The organism is Nocardioides luteus (assembly GCF_015752315.1).
Lineage (GTDB): Bacteria > Actinomycetota > Actinomycetes > Propionibacteriales > Nocardioidaceae > Nocardioides.
Genome location: NZ_JADOVJ010000001.1, coordinates 2,750,575 through 2,765,647 on the forward strand (window position 1 = coordinate 2,750,575; position 15,073 = coordinate 2,765,647).

General features: G+C 72.7%; 15 protein-coding genes. 8 read left to right on the top strand and 7 right to left on the bottom strand.

From position 1 onward, the window contains the following. Nucleotides 1–11 precede the first annotated feature (11 nt). The 5 genes from HD557_RS13270 (at nt 12) to HD557_RS13290 (ending at nt 4,826) form a co-directional block, all read left to right on the top strand. Nucleotides 12–779: a DeoR/GlpR family DNA-binding transcription regulator gene (locus tag HD557_RS13270; protein ID WP_008359518.1), complete on the top strand. Its 768-nt coding sequence runs from the start codon at nt 12–14 to the stop codon at nt 777–779. Next, the gene (locus tag HD557_RS13275) at nt 776–1,735 is read left to right on the top strand and encodes a 1-phosphofructokinase family hexose kinase (RefSeq protein WP_196874203.1); all 960 of its coding nucleotides are present in this window, start codon (nt 776–778) and stop codon (nt 1,733–1,735) included. Before HD557_RS13270 ends, HD557_RS13275 begins: the two co-directional genes overlap by 4 nt. Next, nucleotides 1,732–3,786, top strand: coding sequence for a PTS fructose transporter subunit IIABC (locus HD557_RS13280; RefSeq protein ID WP_196876404.1), 2,055 nt, complete (start codon nt 1,732–1,734; stop codon nt 3,784–3,786). The genes HD557_RS13275 and HD557_RS13280 overlap by 4 nt, the downstream gene beginning before the upstream one ends. Before the next feature lie 28 nt (nt 3,787–3,814). Then, nucleotides 3,815–4,072 (top strand): HPr family phosphocarrier protein, encoded by a 258-nt coding sequence (locus HD557_RS13285; RefSeq protein WP_008359516.1) that lies wholly within the window; start codon nt 3,815–3,817, stop codon nt 4,070–4,072. Between the two features lie 166 nt (nt 4,073–4,238). Continuing rightward, nucleotides 4,239–4,826, top strand: a complete 588-nt coding sequence (locus tag HD557_RS13290) for a DUF5134 domain-containing protein (protein WP_196874204.1) — start codon at nt 4,239–4,241, stop codon at nt 4,824–4,826. A gap of 10 nt (nt 4,827–4,836) precedes the next feature. Here HD557_RS13290 and HD557_RS13295 read toward each other — a convergent pair whose 3' ends face one another. The 6 genes from HD557_RS13295 to HD557_RS13320 form a co-directional block, all read right to left on the bottom strand. Next, a complete protein-coding gene (locus HD557_RS13295) occupies nt 4,837–6,114 on the bottom strand; it encodes a pyridoxal-phosphate dependent enzyme (RefSeq protein WP_196874205.1) in 1,278 nt (425 codons plus the stop codon). Between the two features lie 2 nt (nt 6,115–6,116). Then, the gene (locus HD557_RS13300) at nt 6,117–7,490 is read right to left on the bottom strand and encodes an alanine racemase (RefSeq protein WP_196874206.1); all 1,374 of its coding nucleotides are present in this window, start codon (nt 7,488–7,490) and stop codon (nt 6,117–6,119) included. Continuing rightward, nucleotides 7,487–8,704 carry a hypothetical protein gene (locus HD557_RS13305; protein ID WP_008359510.1) on the bottom strand — a complete coding sequence of 406 codons (1,218 nt, stop codon included), beginning with the start codon at nt 8,702–8,704 and terminating at the stop codon, nt 7,487–7,489. Before HD557_RS13305 ends, HD557_RS13300 begins: the two co-directional genes overlap by 4 nt. Nucleotides 8,705–8,707: 3 nt before the next feature. Continuing rightward, on the bottom strand, nt 8,708–9,886 hold the full coding sequence (locus HD557_RS13310; protein ID WP_196874207.1) for an aminotransferase class V-fold PLP-dependent enzyme: 1,179 nt from the start codon (nt 9,884–9,886) through the stop codon (nt 8,708–8,710). A gap of 18 nt (nt 9,887–9,904) precedes the next feature. Further along, nucleotides 9,905–10,129 carry a heavy-metal-associated domain-containing protein gene (locus HD557_RS13315; protein ID WP_008359506.1) on the bottom strand — a complete coding sequence of 75 codons (225 nt, stop codon included), beginning with the start codon at nt 10,127–10,129 and terminating at the stop codon, nt 9,905–9,907. Nucleotides 10,130–10,381: 252 nt separating this feature from the next. Continuing rightward, entirely contained in the window at nt 10,382–11,473 is a 1,092-nt protein-coding gene (locus HD557_RS13320) for a threonine aldolase family protein (protein ID WP_196874208.1), read from the bottom strand. A 65-nt stretch (nt 11,474–11,538) separates the two neighbouring features. Here HD557_RS13320 and HD557_RS13325 point away from each other — a divergent pair, with 65 nt between their 5' ends. Beyond that, on the top strand, nt 11,539–11,979 hold the full coding sequence (locus tag HD557_RS13325) for a hypothetical protein (protein WP_008359502.1): 441 nt from the start codon (nt 11,539–11,541) through the stop codon (nt 11,977–11,979). 23 nt (nt 11,980–12,002) lie between these two features. On the opposite strand, the gene HD557_RS13330 is transcribed toward HD557_RS13325, so the two are convergent. Then, nucleotides 12,003–12,149, bottom strand: a complete 147-nt coding sequence (locus HD557_RS13330; protein WP_196874209.1) for a hypothetical protein — start codon at nt 12,147–12,149, stop codon at nt 12,003–12,005. A gap of 123 nt (nt 12,150–12,272) precedes the next feature. Between HD557_RS13330 and HD557_RS13335 the strand changes: the two genes are divergently transcribed. Continuing rightward, nucleotides 12,273–13,373 carry a flavin-containing monooxygenase gene (locus HD557_RS13335; protein WP_008359501.1) on the top strand — a complete coding sequence of 367 codons (1,101 nt, stop codon included), beginning with the start codon at nt 12,273–12,275 and terminating at the stop codon, nt 13,371–13,373. Nucleotides 13,374–13,405: 32 nt separating this feature from the next. Beyond that, on the top strand, nt 13,406–15,037 hold the full coding sequence (locus HD557_RS13340) for a LuxR C-terminal-related transcriptional regulator (protein WP_196874210.1): 1,632 nt from the start codon (nt 13,406–13,408) through the stop codon (nt 15,035–15,037). The last annotated feature ends 36 nt before the right edge of the window (nt 15,038–15,073 follow it).

Genomic DNA, 15,073 nt, shown 5'->3' on the forward strand with positions numbered 1-15,073 from the left:
AGGAGGCCGCGATGTACGCCGAGGAGCGGCAGATCGCGACGGCCCGTCTCGTCGCCGAGCGCGGGCGGATATCCGTGGCCGACATCGCCGAACGGTTCGAGGTCACCACCGAGACCGTCCGTCGAGACCTCTCCACGCTGGAGCGACGCGGCCTGGTCCGCCGCGTGCACGGCGGGGCGGTGCCGGTGGAGACGATGGCGGTGCTCGAGTCCGCGCTCGGCGAGCGGGAGCAGACCTTCACCGCCCAGAAGGACCGCATCGCCGAGGCAGCCCTCGACCTCCTCCCCACCACCGGTGGCACCATCGCCATCGACGCCGGGACGACCACCAGCAGGTTCGCCCGGGCCCTCCCCCGTGACCACCAGCTCACGGTGGTGACCCACGCCGTCCCGGTCGCGGCGATGCTGGCCGGAAGTCCCCAGATCGAGCTCCACCTGCTGCCCGGACGCGTCCGGCCGGCCACCCAGGCCGCCGTCGGCGCCGAGACCGTGGACGCGCTCAGCCGGCTCCGGGTCGACGTCTGCTTCGTGGCGACCAACGGACTGACGTTGGCCCATGGCCTCTCCACCCCCGACCACGACGAGGCCGCGACCAAGCGAGCGCTGGTCAACGCCGCCCGCCGGGTCGTGTGCCTGACCGACTCCAGCAAGATCGGCGTCGAGACCACCCTCCGCTTCGCCGCGCTGGGCAACGTCGACGTGCTCGTCACCGACAGCGACATCGACGACGACGTCGCCGACGAGCTGCGCGAGAGCGGCCTCGAGGTGCGGATCGCATGATCGTCACCCTGACCGCCAACCCGAGCATCGACCACACCGTGATGCTCACCAGCCCGCTGCGCCGCGGGGAGGTGCTGCGTGCTGTGGCGACCAGCTCCCAGCCGGGCGGCAAGGGCGTGAACATCTCCGGGGCCGCGTACGCCGCCGGGGTGCCGACGCGCGCCGTGCTCCCGTGTCCGGACCTGGACCCGATGGTCACCGAGCTGCGGGCCACCGGCCTCGACGTGGTGGCGGTCGGACCGGCCGGACGGCCGCGGATCAACACCACCGTGACCGAGCCGGACGGCACCACCACCAAGCTCAACGGCCCCGGCACCACCGCGACCCCCGCGCTCCTCGACGCACTCGCCACCCGGCTCGTCCAGGAGGCCGAGGTCGCCGGCTGGGTCGTCCTCGCCGGCTCGCTGCCGCCGGAGGCACCGGCCGGCTGGTACGCCGAGGTCGTGAGCGCGCTGCGCTCCACCAGCGCCCGTATCGCGGTCGACACCAGCGAGGCACCGCTCGAGGCGCTCGCCGCCGGGCTCCCGGCCGGCGCCCCAGACCTGCTCAAGCCCAACGCCGAGGAGCTGGCCTCGATCACCGGCTCCGACCCGGCCGCCCTCGAGAATCCGGCTGCCGCGGCGGCGGCGGCCCGGACCCTGGTCGAGCGCGGGGTCACCGCCGTGCTGGCGACCCTCGGCGGAAACGGTGCCGTCCTCGTGACCGAGGAAGGTACGTGGCACGCCACCCCGCCGCCCACCGACGTCGTCAGCACGGTCGGTGCCGGTGACAGCTCCCTGTTCGGCTATCTCCTCGCCGACCTGCGCGGACTCCCCGCGCCTGAACGTCTCGGGCTCGCCGTCGCGTACGGCAGTGCAGCCGCCGGCCTCCCCGGCACCACCCTCCCCACCCCACCCCAGGTGCGCGCCGACCTCGTGTCGGTACGCGACCTCGACCCCATCACCGGAGGACTCTGATGTCCGCACTCATCGCCCCCGAGCTCGTCGCCCTCGACGCCGACCTCGGCACCGACAAGCACGGTGTCATCCGTGCCCTGGCCCAGCGCGTGGCCGACTCCGGCCGGGCCGGCGACCTCGACGCGCTGGTCGCCGACGCGCTCGCCCGCGAGGAGGTCTCCGCCACCGGTCTCCCCGGCGGTCTGGCGATCCCCCACTGCCGTACGTCCGGGGTCGACGAGCCCGTGGTGGCATTCGCGCGGCTCTCACCTCCGGTCGACTTCGGCGCGAAGGACGGCCCGGCCGACCTCGCCTTCCTCATCGGCGCACCCGCGGGCGGCGACGCGACGCACCTGACCATCCTGACCAAGCTGGCTCGCGCTCTGGCCCGGCCCGAGTTCGGCCGGCTGCTGCGCGAGACCGACTCGGCCGAGGAGGCTGCCCGGACCATCCTCGACGCGGTCAGCGACCAGCCGGCCGCCGCCGCGAGCCCGGCCCCGGCTCCGGAAGCGGCTCCGGCCAAGAAGCGCTCGCTCGTCGCGGTGACCGCCTGCCCGACCGGCATCGCGCACACCTACATGGCGGCCGAGGCCCTCGAAGCAGCCGCCGCGCGGGCCGGGGTCGAGATCGCGGTCGAGACCCAGGGATCCGCCGGGGCGACGCCGCTGCCCGCCGAGACCATCGCCCACGCCGACGCGGCCATCTTCGCCGTCGACGTAGGCGTCCGGGACCGGTCCCGGTTCGCCGGCAAGCCGCTGATCTCCTCGGGCGTGAAGCGCCCGATCGACGACGCCGACGCGATGATCGCCGAGGCGCTCGCCGCGGCCGAGGACCCGAACGCCGCCCGCGTCGAGTCCGGCCGGGGCGACTCCTCCGAGTCCGCCACGACCGCCTCGGAGAGCTGGGGCGGCCGGACCCGCCGGATCCTGATGACCGGTGTCTCCTACATGATCCCGTTCGTCGCCGCAGGCGGGCTGCTGATCGCACTGAGCTTCCTGCTCGGCGGCTACGACATCACCAACGTCTACGGCGCGATCATGGTCGACAACACGCTCACCAACCTCCCCGACGTACAGGCTCTCGGTCTCGAGCACGCCCTCTTCGACAGCGGCCTCGCCGTCTACCTCGGCGCGCTCTTCTTCGTCATCGGCAAGACGGCGTTCATGCTGTTCATCCCCGCGCTGGCCGGCTACATCGCGTACGCCATCGCCGACCGCCCCGGCATCGCACCCGGCTTCATCATGGGAGCCCTGGCCGCCAACCTGTTCGGGGTCGTCAACGCCGACGGCGTCGCGGCGCCGGCGACCGGCTTCCTCGGCGCGATCGCGGGCGGCGTGCTCGCCGGCGTGATCGCCCACTGGGTCAGCGGCTGGCGCGTGCCGAGCTGGGCACGCGGCCTGATGCCCGTGCTGGTGATCCCGCTGGTGACCTCGATCCTGGCCGGTCTGGTGATGATCGTGGTCCTCGGCAAGCCGATCAACTGGCTGATGGAGCAGCTCACCGACGGCCTCGCCGCCCTGGACGGCAGCAGCGCCGTCGCCCTCGGTGCGGTGCTCGGCCTGATGATGGCCTTCGACATGGGCGGCCCGCTCAACAAGGTCGCCTACAGCTTCGCCGCGACCGGTGTCGGCGCCGCCTCGCTGGCCGCGAACGCCCCCGAGCTGCGGATCATGGCCGCGGTCATGCTCAGCGGCATGGTGCCGCCGATCGCGCTGGCGCTGGCCACCGTCGTACGTCCCCAGCTGTTCACCACCGCGGAGCACGAGAACGGCAAGGCCGGCTGGCTGCTCGGCGCCTCGTTCATCACCGAGGGCGCCATCCCGTTCGCCGCGGGCGACCCGATGCGCGTCATCCCGGCGATCATGGTCGGCAGCGCCGTGACCGGTGGGCTCTCCCAGCTCTTCGAGGTCGGCGTCCGGGCACCGCACGGCGGCATCTTCGTCCTCTTCGCCGTCACCAACGTGCTCGGCTACCTGATCGCGCTGGCCGCCGGTGTGATCGTCGGTGCCGCCACCGTGATCGCCCTCAAGTCCATCGGCCGCGCCCCGGTCCCGGCCGCCGCCGCCAGCTGACCCGCATCCCACCAACCGAAGGAGCATCATGCCCACCCAGACCGTCACCGTCGGCTCCGCCGTCGGCCTGCACGCCCGGCCCGCCGCGATCATCTCCGAGAAGGTCGAGGAGCTCGGCGCCGAGATCACCCTGGCCGTCCCCGGCGGCGAGCCGGTCGACGCGGCCTCGTCCTTGCTGATCATGACCCTCGGCGCCGCCAACGGCGACAAGGTCGAGGTCACCGGCCCCGACCAGGCCGCCGTCGACACCATCGCCGCGCTCGTCGCGCAGGATCTCGACGCCTGAGCGAGGCGTCACGCAGGTCGGCCGAGGCGTCGACCAGGTCGGTCGAGTGGGCAGATACATGCCCACTCGACCGACGTGCCTGACGCTTCGGCCGGGGTTTGCCGGCCTGCGGCACTGATCACGGCAACCGGGCCCGCGCACGGTGTGGCGACGGTACGTTGGTCGGGTGGTCGATCCGCCTTGGGACCTACTGCTGACCGTGGCCTTCGTGCTCACCGGCACCTCGGGAATCTGGACCCTCGTGGTCTGTCCCGGGACCGGTGGGCAGGCCGTTCTGCACGTCAACCACACGGTGATGAGCGCCGCGATGATCCTGATGATCTGGGTGATCCTCTGGGACGTGGCCGTCTGGGCTCAGGTCGCGCTGTTCGCGATCCTGACGGTGGCCCTGCTGCCCGCCTTGCGCCGCACAAGCGGGCGGGCGCGGCGTACGGACGTCGTCGGTCATCTCGCGCTCAACGCGGCGATGATCTGGATGCTCGCCGCGATGCCGCTGCTCATGGCGGACACGCATGCAGCCGGGAGCCACACCGCAGGTCATGCTGGCCACAGCGGCGCCGCCGCGGCCCTCCCGACGGCCGCGGCGCCGGGCTGGGCGATCGTGGTCAACTCGCTGTTCATCACCGCATGCGCGGCCGGGGTGATCTGGTGGCTGCTGCGCGCGGCTGCCGTACGCGAGCACCGTCTCCCTGCCCTCGGTCACGGACTCATGGCCACCGGGATGGGCACGATGCTCCTCCTGATGCCCGCGTGAGCCCGGAACCTCACACTCCGGCGAGCGGCCGCCCGCTGTCGCGCCAGGCGAGCACGCCGCCCTCGAGGTTGTAGGCCCGGCACCCCGTCGCGGCCGCCCGGGCCGCGAACCGCGCCGACCGGTCCCCCGTCGGGCACACGAACACCACCCGGGACGCCTCCGAGAACGGCATCCCCGCCTCCATGACCTGCTCGAGCAGGTCGTCGCGGAGGTTGATCGCGCCGGGGAGATGGCCCGCCTGGAACGCCAGGGCGGTGCGTACGTCCACGACGACCACGTGCTCGCCGGCCGCCATCCAGGCCTCCATCTCCTCCGCCGCGACAGAGGGCGCGGCATCGGAGGTAGTCGAGGCGGCTGCCCCGAAGAGGTCGGGGCGGCGGTGGCGGTAGTAGGAGAGGTACGGCTCCATCCGGTCGCACGCGATCACGACCGCCGTGACCGGTCCCCCGGGCCCGGACAGGAGTCGTTCCCGTGCCGCGGCGTAGGCCGCACCCGTGGTGGGACCGGCGAGCACCCCGTGCCGGGTGGCGAGCTCCAGGCTCGCCGAGATCGCGTCGGCGGAGTCGACGGCGGTGATCGCGTCGTAGAAGTCGGGTTCGAAGAGTCCGACCTCCCACATCTCCGCGGCCGAGCGGATGCCGGGGATGAAGTCGCCCTCGGCGGCCACGACGCCGACGACGGCGGTCTCCGGGTTGCGCTCGCGCAGGTACGTCGCCGCCCCTCGGGTGGATCCGGTGGTGCCGAGGCCGCCCACGAGCAGGTCGACCTGACCGGCGTCGCGGTGGATCTCGCGGCCGGTCTCCTCGTAGTGGGCGCGCAGGTTGTCCTCGTTGGTGTACTGCGAGGTGTGGTGGTAGCGGCCGGGCTCGCCCTCCATGAGGTCGCCGATCACGCTGAAGACGTCGTTGGGGGCGGTCGGGTCCGGACACTCCGAGAGGCCCGGCATCTCGGTCACCTCGGCGCCGAGCAGCGACAGCATCTCGCGGACCTCGCGCACCCGGACCCGGTTGGTGAAGGCACGGAACCCGACCCCGTGCATCGAGGCGATGATCTGGAGCGCCTTCGCGGTGTTGCCGCTCGAGGCTTCCACGACGACCTGTTCGTTCGCGACGATCCCGTCGATGTGGTCGCGCAGCAGTCCCCAGGCGACCCGGTCCTTCACGGAGCCGAACGGGTTGGCCGACTCCAGCTTCAGGAAGATCTCGGCCTCGGGCACGCCGTGGGCGGCCGGATCGAGCCGCAGCAGCGGGGTGTCGCCGATCATGTCGAGCACGCTGTCGTATCGCATGGTCAGCTCCTGTGGTGATCGTCGGGCGCGTCGGCGAACGTGTCGGCGGTGAAGGTGAACCGGTCCCCGTCCAGGACCGCGGCGACCTTGGGCGGCGGCGCATGCCCGGCGGCGGCCGACGCCGACAGGTCCATCTGATAGGCGGCGGTGTTCACGAACGCGAGTACGTCGCCGCTGCGCGGCTCGGCGTCGAGGAAGACCTTCCGCCGGCTGATCAGGTCCGACTCCAGACAGAGCCGTCCGGCCAGGAACACTCCCCCGTCCGGCGGATCGCCATGCCCGTCGACGAGCACCGGGTCGAGCAGGACCTCCTGGTCGGCAGGGGTGACCTGGTTGCGGGAGAGGTCGAGCACGACCAGCTCGCGACCGGCCGCGCGTTTCCGGTAGAGCACTTCGGCCAGGGTGATCCCGGCGTGGTCGACGAGGGCCTTGCCCGGTTCGATCCACAGCGTGAGCATGCACTCGCGCAGAACCTCGGCGACCGGTCGCCGTTCGATCTCGGCGGCCAGGAACCGGTCGAGCACCTCGGTCATCGGGCGGTGGTTGCCGTACTTGTGCGCGGCCGGCGCCACGACGTCGTGACCCGGCCACACCAGCTCCCCCGGCCCCGCGGCAAGCGCCTGCGCGTAGCGTTGGAAAGGCTCGGGATCCTCGACGAACCGCTGGCGGAAGCCGCCGCCGATGTCGACCACCGACGGCCGCAGACCCTTGCGGTACGCAGCGGACACCACCGCCATCGACTCGGTCAGCGCGTCCACGCGGGCGGCCGGATCGGCGGTGTCGAGGTGGAACGCCACACCGCGCAGCTCGAGCCCGGGCGCGCGGCGTACGGTCTCGAGGGCGGCGTCGGCGTCGGCGAGGTCGATGCCGAACCGAGACGGCGGCACCAGCGGCGAGGCGAAGCCGGAGAGCCGCAGCAGGACCGGGACGGTGCTGCCCGCGGGCGCCGCGGCGGCGAGTCGGTCGAGCTCCCACAGATCGTCGGCGTTCGTGGTGACCCCGAGCGACGCGATCCGCTGGATGAACGCCGGCGACTTCGGACCCGTGGCCTCGATCCAGTCCGGCGCGAACCCCGCCGCGAGGGCCCGGTCGAGCTCGGCCGAGGAAGCCACGTCCACCCCGAGTCCGGCTGCGGCTGCCTCGGCGACCAGCGCGGTCGAGGCGTTCACCTTGTGGGCGTAGAAGACGTCGTGCGGAACCGCGTGTCGCCGGAGCACGGCCTTCAGCGAGGCCGCGTTCTCGGCCATGACCTGCGGGAAGACCACGTGCAGCGGCGAGCCGAACCGTTCGATCGCCTCGGCCACCGCGGCACCGTCGGCGAGGAACCGGTCGGCGATCGGGTGCCGCGCGGCCGGGAGCGGGTAGCGAGCCGTCACCCGTCGGCCACCGTGTAGCCGCAGTCGCGCAGGTCGGCGAAGACCCGGTCGCGCTGGTCGGCGTCGGTGAACCTGGCCCGCACCCGCTTTCCGTGTAGGTCCACCTCGATCAGCTCGGCCGCCTGGGCGTCGAAGACGGCGGTGATCGTCACCCGGCAGTGCCGGCAGGTCATGTCCGGGACCCCGAACTCCTGTTCTCCCGCGGCGAACTCGGCATCCCCGTCGGCGGGCCCGGGGGCCTCGGCGATCCGCACCGACTCGACCGCGGACCGGAAGGCGCCGGTGAGCGCCTCGGCGACCGCGGCGAGCGGCTGGACCCGTGCGCCGTCGACCTGGTGGGCTCGCTGTCCGAGGCAGACGGGGCGCTCCTCGGCCGGCAGCAGGGCGTACTGTCGCGAGATCTGGTCGAGCTCGACGTGGTAGCGCTGGATGGCGGCGCGCAGGCCCAGGCCCTCCTCGCGGGCGCGGGCCATCACCTCATGGGCGTCCGCGATGGTGCGGCGCTTCATCTCGGCGAGCAGGGTGACGGTGTCCTGGGTGTAGCGAAGGCGGCCGCCGGAGCGCTCCAGCCGCGCCGGGATCATGCCGCGGCGGTAGGTGGAGGCCTGCAGCTCCCAGAACCAGGTCGAGGCCACCGTGCCGTACAGGCCCGAGGCATGCATCTCCTCGGCGAACTCGACGAGGTCGTCGATGCCGACCTGGCCGGCGAGCATGCCGTGCTGGACGAGGGCGCGACCCGCGGCCTCGGCGCCGACGCGGAAGATCTCGCCGGGTTCCTGGTCGGTGGTGGTGTCGGCGAGGACGTCGAGCTCGTCGTCGCCGAGGGCGTCCGAGCGCGCGGTCACCGCGTCTGCGGCGGCGATCGCGTCACCCACGGCGATCACGGCTTCCCGGGTCGCGATCGGCAGGAGCGGTCCCAACGGTCCCGGGCCGATGTGGCCGCTGTTGGCGATCCCGCGGGAGTCGCGCCAGGTGACCCGGTGGGTGGCGGTGACGACCTGGTCGGGGCGGCACGGGCGCATGAAGGACTCCAGGTAGCGACGCTGTCCCGTCGTGAGCGGCCCGCCGGGTTCGGGGCGGAGCTCCTCGACGCGGTACGCCACCGACACTGCCGGGGTCGCCGGCGCGGCCCCGGTCAGGAAGTCGGCACCGGCGACCTCGGCCAGGATGCGGGCGGCGGCGGCGCGGTCGTATCGGATGCCTTCGGTCTGCACGTGTCAGGTCCTTTCGGCAGCGGCCGAGAGGCCCTGCAGGAGTCGGTCGACGTCGTTCTCGTCGTTGTAGAGGTGGAAGCTCGCCCGGACGGCGTCGTCCCGCGGGCCGTCGAGACAGTGGTCGCCGGCGCGTACGTAGACCCGGCGGCGTTCGAGGGCGAAGGCGACGTCGGCGCCGGCCTGGCCGTCGAGGGCGAAGGCGACGATGCCGCTGTGCGGCTGGCGCGGGTCGACCGGCGGTCCGAGGAGCGTGACCCCGCCGATCCGGGTGGCGCCGTCCGCGAACCGGGAGGCGAGGGCGGCCAGGTGGCCGCCGACGCGGTCGACCCCGATGCCGTCGAGGAACGCCGTGGCACCCGCCAGCGCCGCCGCTCCGGCGCCGTCGAGGCTGCCCTCCTCGGCGGCGTCGGTGAGCGGTGAGACATGGCGTGCCGGCCCGCTCCGCCCGGCCGCGCGGTCGACGGCGATCCGGTGATGCTGACCGCGGCGTACGTAGACCGTGCCGGTGCCGGGAGGACCGAACATCTTGTGGCCCGAGACGACGGCGACCTCGGCACGGGACTCGGCCAGGCGCAGGGGCAACCGTCCGGCGCTCTGGGAGCAGTCGAGGCAGACCGTCGCGGCCGGCGGGATCGCCAGCGCGTCGAGGTCGGTCCGGGTGCCGTGGAGGTTGTGGACGTCGGTGGCGACGACCACCGCGGTGCGGTCGCCCGCGGCCCGGGCGAAGTCGTCGGCGTCGATACGTCCCAGGCGATCGCGCCGGTAGGGCACCGCCCGCACTCCCTGGGGCCGCATCCGTTCCGCCAGCCGGAGCCAGGGACGCACCGTCGACAGGTGGTCCCCCGGGCAGTAGAGGATGTCGCCACCCTTCTCGAGCGCGGCGGGGCCCCACCGGTCGGCCAGGAACGCCATCGCACCGGTGGCGCCGCGGGTGAACGCCACCTCGTCGGGGAAGGCGGCGCCGAGGAACGCGGCGACGGCGGCCCGGGCCTCCTCGACCCGGCGCAGCGCGTCGCGTGCCCACGGATGTCCACCCCTGCCGGGGTTGGCGGCGGGACCACGCAGCTCGGCGGTGAGCTGGGCGATGACCGGTTCCGGGCACGGCGTGCCGGAGGCGGCGTCGAGGTAGACGAGATCGGGTTCAGCGGTGAGGGCCGGGAAGTGCCGACGGGAGCCGAGCACGGACGACTCCGCTGCCGGTCAGGTTTCGCGGGCGATCGAGAAGCCGGCCTTGGCGAGCGTTGATCTGAGGACCCTGGGCTCGACCGGTTCGTCGGCGGTGACGCGGGCGCTCGAGACGGCTCCCGGGTTCAGATCGACCTCGACGCCGTGGACGCCGTCCAGGTCTCCGAGAGCGTTGGTCACGCTCTCGACACAGCGGTTGCAGGTCATTCCATCGATGCGCACTTCGAACTGAACCGACATGAGGCTGCCCTTCAGTAGGACTTCGCTGGTTCGCTCGAAAATATCACCGAACCGATCGCCTCACAGGTGGTTTGGTCCGTCCTCCGGTCCCCTCGGGGACGACACACGCACGGATCGCCGGAGACGGCTCTCAGCCGGCGAGCTGGGCGAGTCCGCGACTGACCCTGCCCGGCGAGTTCCCACCTCCTCCGAATCTCGCCGCCCGCTCAGGCCGCCGTCATCACCCCTTCCGGGGGAGCTCCGGCCGTACGCTCAGGCGACCAGGGCAGCGAGATGGCCGGCGACGCTCTCCGGATCCAGCTCGAGCGCGCCCTGGCCGACCGTCACCTCGGTCACCACCCGGCCCGGCTCGTCGCTCGCGGTCCACGGTCTGCTGAACGCGAGCGAGTGCTCCTCGAGGGCGGCGAGGAGACGGGTGTTGATGTCGTCGGGGTCGCCTGCTGCGTACAGAAGGAAGGTGTTGGTGTGCGGCACCGCCGGCTGGGCGGTGATCTCGGCAGGAAGTGCGGCGGCCAGGGCCCTCGCCCAGGTCACGCACTCGCCGATGTGCGGGAGCCGGTCGCGGAGGCCGACCAGTGCGGCGACCGCCTCGGCGGTGGAGCGGTAGAGCGTCCCGCCCATCCGGCGCCGCCACAGTCTGGCTTGGGCGACGAAGTCGTCGTCGCCGAGCAGCGCCGCTCCGGCGAGGCCACCGAGGCCCTTGTAGAAGCTGGTGTAGACGGTGTCGGCGAGGCCGGCGATCTCTGCCAGCGGCTTGCCGAACCACTCCTGCGACTCCCAGATCCGGGCGCCGTCGATGTGGAAGGCGATCCCTCGCTCATGGCACCCCTGCGCCAGCTCGGCGAGCTCGTCGAAGGTGGGCAGCAGACAGCCGGCGTCACGCAGCGGGAGCTCGACCAGGCACGCCGCGAGCGGTCCCGGGATCGCGTCGAGATGCGCCCTCGTCGGCGTCTCGCGGCCCGTGGTGAGGTGCTCGATCCGCAGGTCCTGGAGGATCCTCGGCCCGTCGTCCTCGTGGACGAGCAGGTGGGAGAGGTCCGGCATCGCGACCCGCCGGTTGCCCGCCGTGTCGGCGTGGATCCGCAGCGCCACCTGCTGCGCCATCACCCCGGACGGGAAGTACGCAGCCGGCTTCCCAAGCAACTCGGAGACCTCAGTCTCCAGGCGCGCCACCGGCCCCCGCTCGGCGTAGACGTCCCACTCCTCGATCCCGAGCTCTCGGCACGCCTCCGCCAGCCCGTCGAACACCTCGGCCGGACTCGGGTACGCCGGGAAAACGCTCTGCCGGCACGCGATGATCGCCGCCCGGAGTCGCTCCGGCAGCGACTTCTCCTCCTCGTTCACGCGGCTCACCCTAGTGAGCGCGTCCGATCCCGAGCATCGGATTTCTGCGGCTCTAGTCTGTCCCCATGAACCTGCCGGCGGACCTCAGACGACCTGACTCGAGGTTCCAGAACCTGCTGTCGCTCCGCGCTGCGACGTACGCCGGAGTGGGTGGCGCCCTGATTACCGTCGTCGTCGCCGGATGGCCGCAGGTCGGCCTCGTCCTCGGCTGCCTGTCGGTGGTCGTTCTCTACAGCGTCTACCCGACGCTCTCGCTCGTCTGGGGCACCCGTGCCGAGCGACTGACGGAGTGGGCCTTCCTCGCCGCCGCCGTCATCAGCATCGCGCTCGCGGTCACCGTCTCCGGCCGCTGGCTCGCCCTCGGCTGGGCACTGCACGGCGTCTGGGACCTGCTGCACCACCACGACCGCCACGTCCTCGGGCTCCGCGGCATCCCGCCGTGGTACGTCCACATGTGCTGGATCTGGGACCTGCTGGCGGCGCTCGGCCTCCTGCTCGTGCTCTGACGGCGCGTTCGATCGGCCGACGCTCAGTCACCGTCGCCACCACCGTCGACGGCGTCCCCACCACCTTCGGGACCGCGCGGGATCTCCGTCTCGAGCTGGTAGGCGATCGTCTCCTCCAGCGGCACCGAGGGCGGGAGCTTGGTGAAGTCCTCCGGGGTCTGCTTCGTCATGTGTCGAGTATCGCCCCCGCTCGGCTGGCATGGCGATGGGTAATTCGACCCATCGCCACGTGCAACCCGAATGCGCCGTACGACCGACGCGGAGCGGCGGCGCGCGGACCTAACGTCGCGAGCATGGACAGCACACACATCGAGACGATCATCATCGGCGCCGGCCAAGCCGGCCTGGCGACCGGTTACCACCTGCGACGACGCGGCCGCCCGTTCGTCATCCTCGACGCCAACGCGCGGATCGGCGACAACTGGCGGCGGCAGTGGGACACGCTGCGGCTCTACTCTCCGGCCAAGTACGACGCCCTCCCGGGGCTGGCGTTCCCGGCGAAGAGATGGTCGTTCCCCGGGAAGGACGACGTCGGCGACTACCTCGAGACGTACGCCCGCACCTTCGAGCTGCCCGTGCGGCTCGAGACCCGGGTCACCGGGCTCGACCGGCACGGTGACGGCTTCCGGGTGACGACAGATCGTGGCACCTGGACCTGCGACAACGTCGTGGTCGCGACCGGCACCTTCGGGCGTACGCCCAACGTCCCCGCCATCTCGGCGCAGCTCGATCCGTCGATCCTGCAGCTCCACTCCAGCGAGTACCGCCGCCCCGGACAGCTGCGCGACGGGCCGGTGCTTGTCGTCGGTGCCAGCCACTCCGGCTGCGACATCGCCTTCGAGGTCGCCGAGTCGCGGCCGACGATCCTGGCCGGCCGCGACTGCGGCCAGATCCCTCCACGTCTGGACTCGCCGGTCATGCACCTGCTCTTCCCGGTGCTGCTCTTCGCCTGGCGGCACGTCCTCACCCGGCGTACCCCGATCGGCCGCAGGGAGATGCCCGAGATCCGCCGCCACGGCGGGCCGATGCTCCGGGTGAAGCGCTCCGACCTGGCCGCCCGCGGCGTCGAGCGGGTCACCTCCAGGATCGAGGAGGTACGCGACGGCCTGCCCGTCGTCGACGGCATCCCGCGCGAGGTCGCCAACGTCGTGTGGGCCACCGGCTTCCGGCAGGCGTTCGACTGGATCCACCTGCCCGTGCTCGGCGAGGACGGCTGGCCGCGGGAGATGCGCGGCGTGGTGACGGAGGCCGACGGTCTGTTCTTCTGCGGCCTCAGCTTCCAGTACGCCTTCAGCTCCATGCTCCTGGCAGGCGCGGGTCGCGACGCGGCCCTCGTCGCCGACCGGATCACGTCCCGGATGCGGCAGTCCGCACGGGTCTCCGTCGGCGCCTGATCCGAGTACGCTCTCCAGTGGAGGTGCCTGCCGTGGCCGACGTCCAGCTGGAGAGCGCCCGCGCCGACTACGACCGCGGCGACTGGAGCGCGGCGTACGCGGGGTGGTCGGCCGCCGACCCGGGCCTGCTCTCGGCCGAGGAGCTCGAGGACTTCGCCGTCGCCGCGGAGCTGACCGGGCACCACGACGACACCATCGCCGCCTTGCAGCGTGCCTTCCGCAAGAGTCAGGAGGCCGCCGACCTCGGGCGCTCGGTCCGTTGTGCCTTCCGGATCACGATGACGTCGTACGTCCACGGGGAGAGTGCCCTCGCTCGCGGCTGGACCTCGCGAGCCGAGGGCCTGGTCACCGAGGCCGGCGAGGACGCCGCCGGTGCCGCGGTCGGATGGGTGGACTTCCTGCGGATGTTCCGCGCGCTGGGCACCGGGGACTACGCCACGGCAGGAACCTACGCCGACCGGGTGGCCGAGCGCGGCCGCCGTCATGCCGAACCCGACCTCACCGCCCTGGGACTCTGTGCGCAGGGCAGGATGGCGATCTACTCCGGGCGGGTCGTCGAAGGTCTGGCGCGGCTCGATGAGGCGATGGTCCGGGTGATCGCCGGCGAGGCCTCCCCCGTCGTGGCGGGACACGTCTACTGCACCGCGATCGAGGGCTGCCAGGAGATCAGCGACTTCGGACGGGTGGCGGAGTGGACGGCTGCCCTCGAGCGCTGGTGCGCCGCCCAGCCCGGGCTGCTGGCGTTCACCGGCCAGTGCGCCGTCCACCGCGGCCAGCTGCTGCGACTGCACGGCGAGTGGCAGCGGGCCCTGGAGGAGTTCGAGCACGCCACCCGCCGCTACCGGGAGGTGAACGCGCCGGACGCGGTCGGGCTGGCGGCGTACGAGGCGGGCGAGGTGCTCCGGCTGCGCGGCGAGTACGCCGAGGCCGATGCCGCCTACGAGCGCGCCGCCGACAGCGGCTTCGACCCGCAGCCCGGCCTCGCCCTGCTCTGGTCGGCCCGCGGCGAGGGCGCGGCGGCGCTGGCCGCGATCGACCGGCTGCTCGCCGAGACGGGTGGGGACGTGCAGCGATGCCGCCTCCTGCCCGCCGCGGTCGACGTGCTGGTCGACGCCGGCGAGGTCGACCGGGCCCGCAACACCGCGGCCGAGCTGGACGGGCTGGCCGGACGCTTCGGCTGCGTCTGGCTGGAGGCGGCCGCCGCGCACGCCCACGGCACGGTCGAGCTGGCCGCGGGCGACGCCGCCGGCGCCCTCCCCTACCTGCGCAAGGCCCAGCAGCTGTGGGCCCGCGCCGACGCGACCTATGAGCGAAGCCAGGCGCGTTTGCTCACCGGGCGCGCCCTGGCCGAGGTCGGCGACACGGAGTCGTCCCGCCGCGAGCTCGAGGCGGCGCGTACGGTGTTCCGGCAGATCGGCGCCGTCCCCGCCGCTGACGAGGCGGAAGCCCTCCTCGCCCCCGCCTCCCTGCCCGCCGGCCTCACCGCCCGCGAGGCCGAGGTCCTCCGCCTGGTCGCCTCCGGCCGCAGCAACGCCCAGATCGCCACCGACCTGGTCCTCAGCGAGAAGACCGTCGCCCGCCACCTCTCCAACATCTTCACCAAGCTCGACGTACGCTCCCGCACCGCCGCCACCGCCTTCGCCTACGAGCACGGCGTGGTCTGAACATCGGCGGGCTGCCGTCTCGGAAAGGGACGGAGT

Bases quoted from the DNA above. Each gene is read 5' to 3' on its own strand.
- HD557_RS13270 (WP_008359518.1), top strand. From the start codon at position 12: ATGTACGCCGAGGAGCGGCAGATCGCGACGGCCCGTCTCGTCGCCGAG.
- HD557_RS13275 (WP_196874203.1), top strand. From the start codon at position 776: ATGATCGTCACCCTGACCGCCAACCCGAGCATCGACCACACCGTGATG.
- HD557_RS13285 (WP_008359516.1), top strand. From the start codon at position 3,815: ATGCCCACCCAGACCGTCACCGTCGGCTCCGCCGTCGGCCTGCACGCC.
- HD557_RS13295 (WP_196874205.1), bottom strand. From the start codon at position 6,114: ATGCGATACGACAGCGTGCTCGACATGATCGGCGACACCCCGCTGCTG.
- HD557_RS13315 (WP_008359506.1), bottom strand. From the start codon at position 10,129: ATGTCGGTTCAGTTCGAAGTGCGCATCGATGGAATGACCTGCAACCGC.
- HD557_RS13325 (WP_008359502.1), top strand. From the start codon at position 11,539: ATGAACCTGCCGGCGGACCTCAGACGACCTGACTCGAGGTTCCAGAAC.
- HD557_RS13330 (WP_196874209.1), bottom strand. From the start codon at position 12,149: ATGACGAAGCAGACCCCGGAGGACTTCACCAAGCTCCCGCCCTCGGTG.
- HD557_RS13335 (WP_008359501.1), top strand. From the start codon at position 12,273: ATGGACAGCACACACATCGAGACGATCATCATCGGCGCCGGCCAAGCC.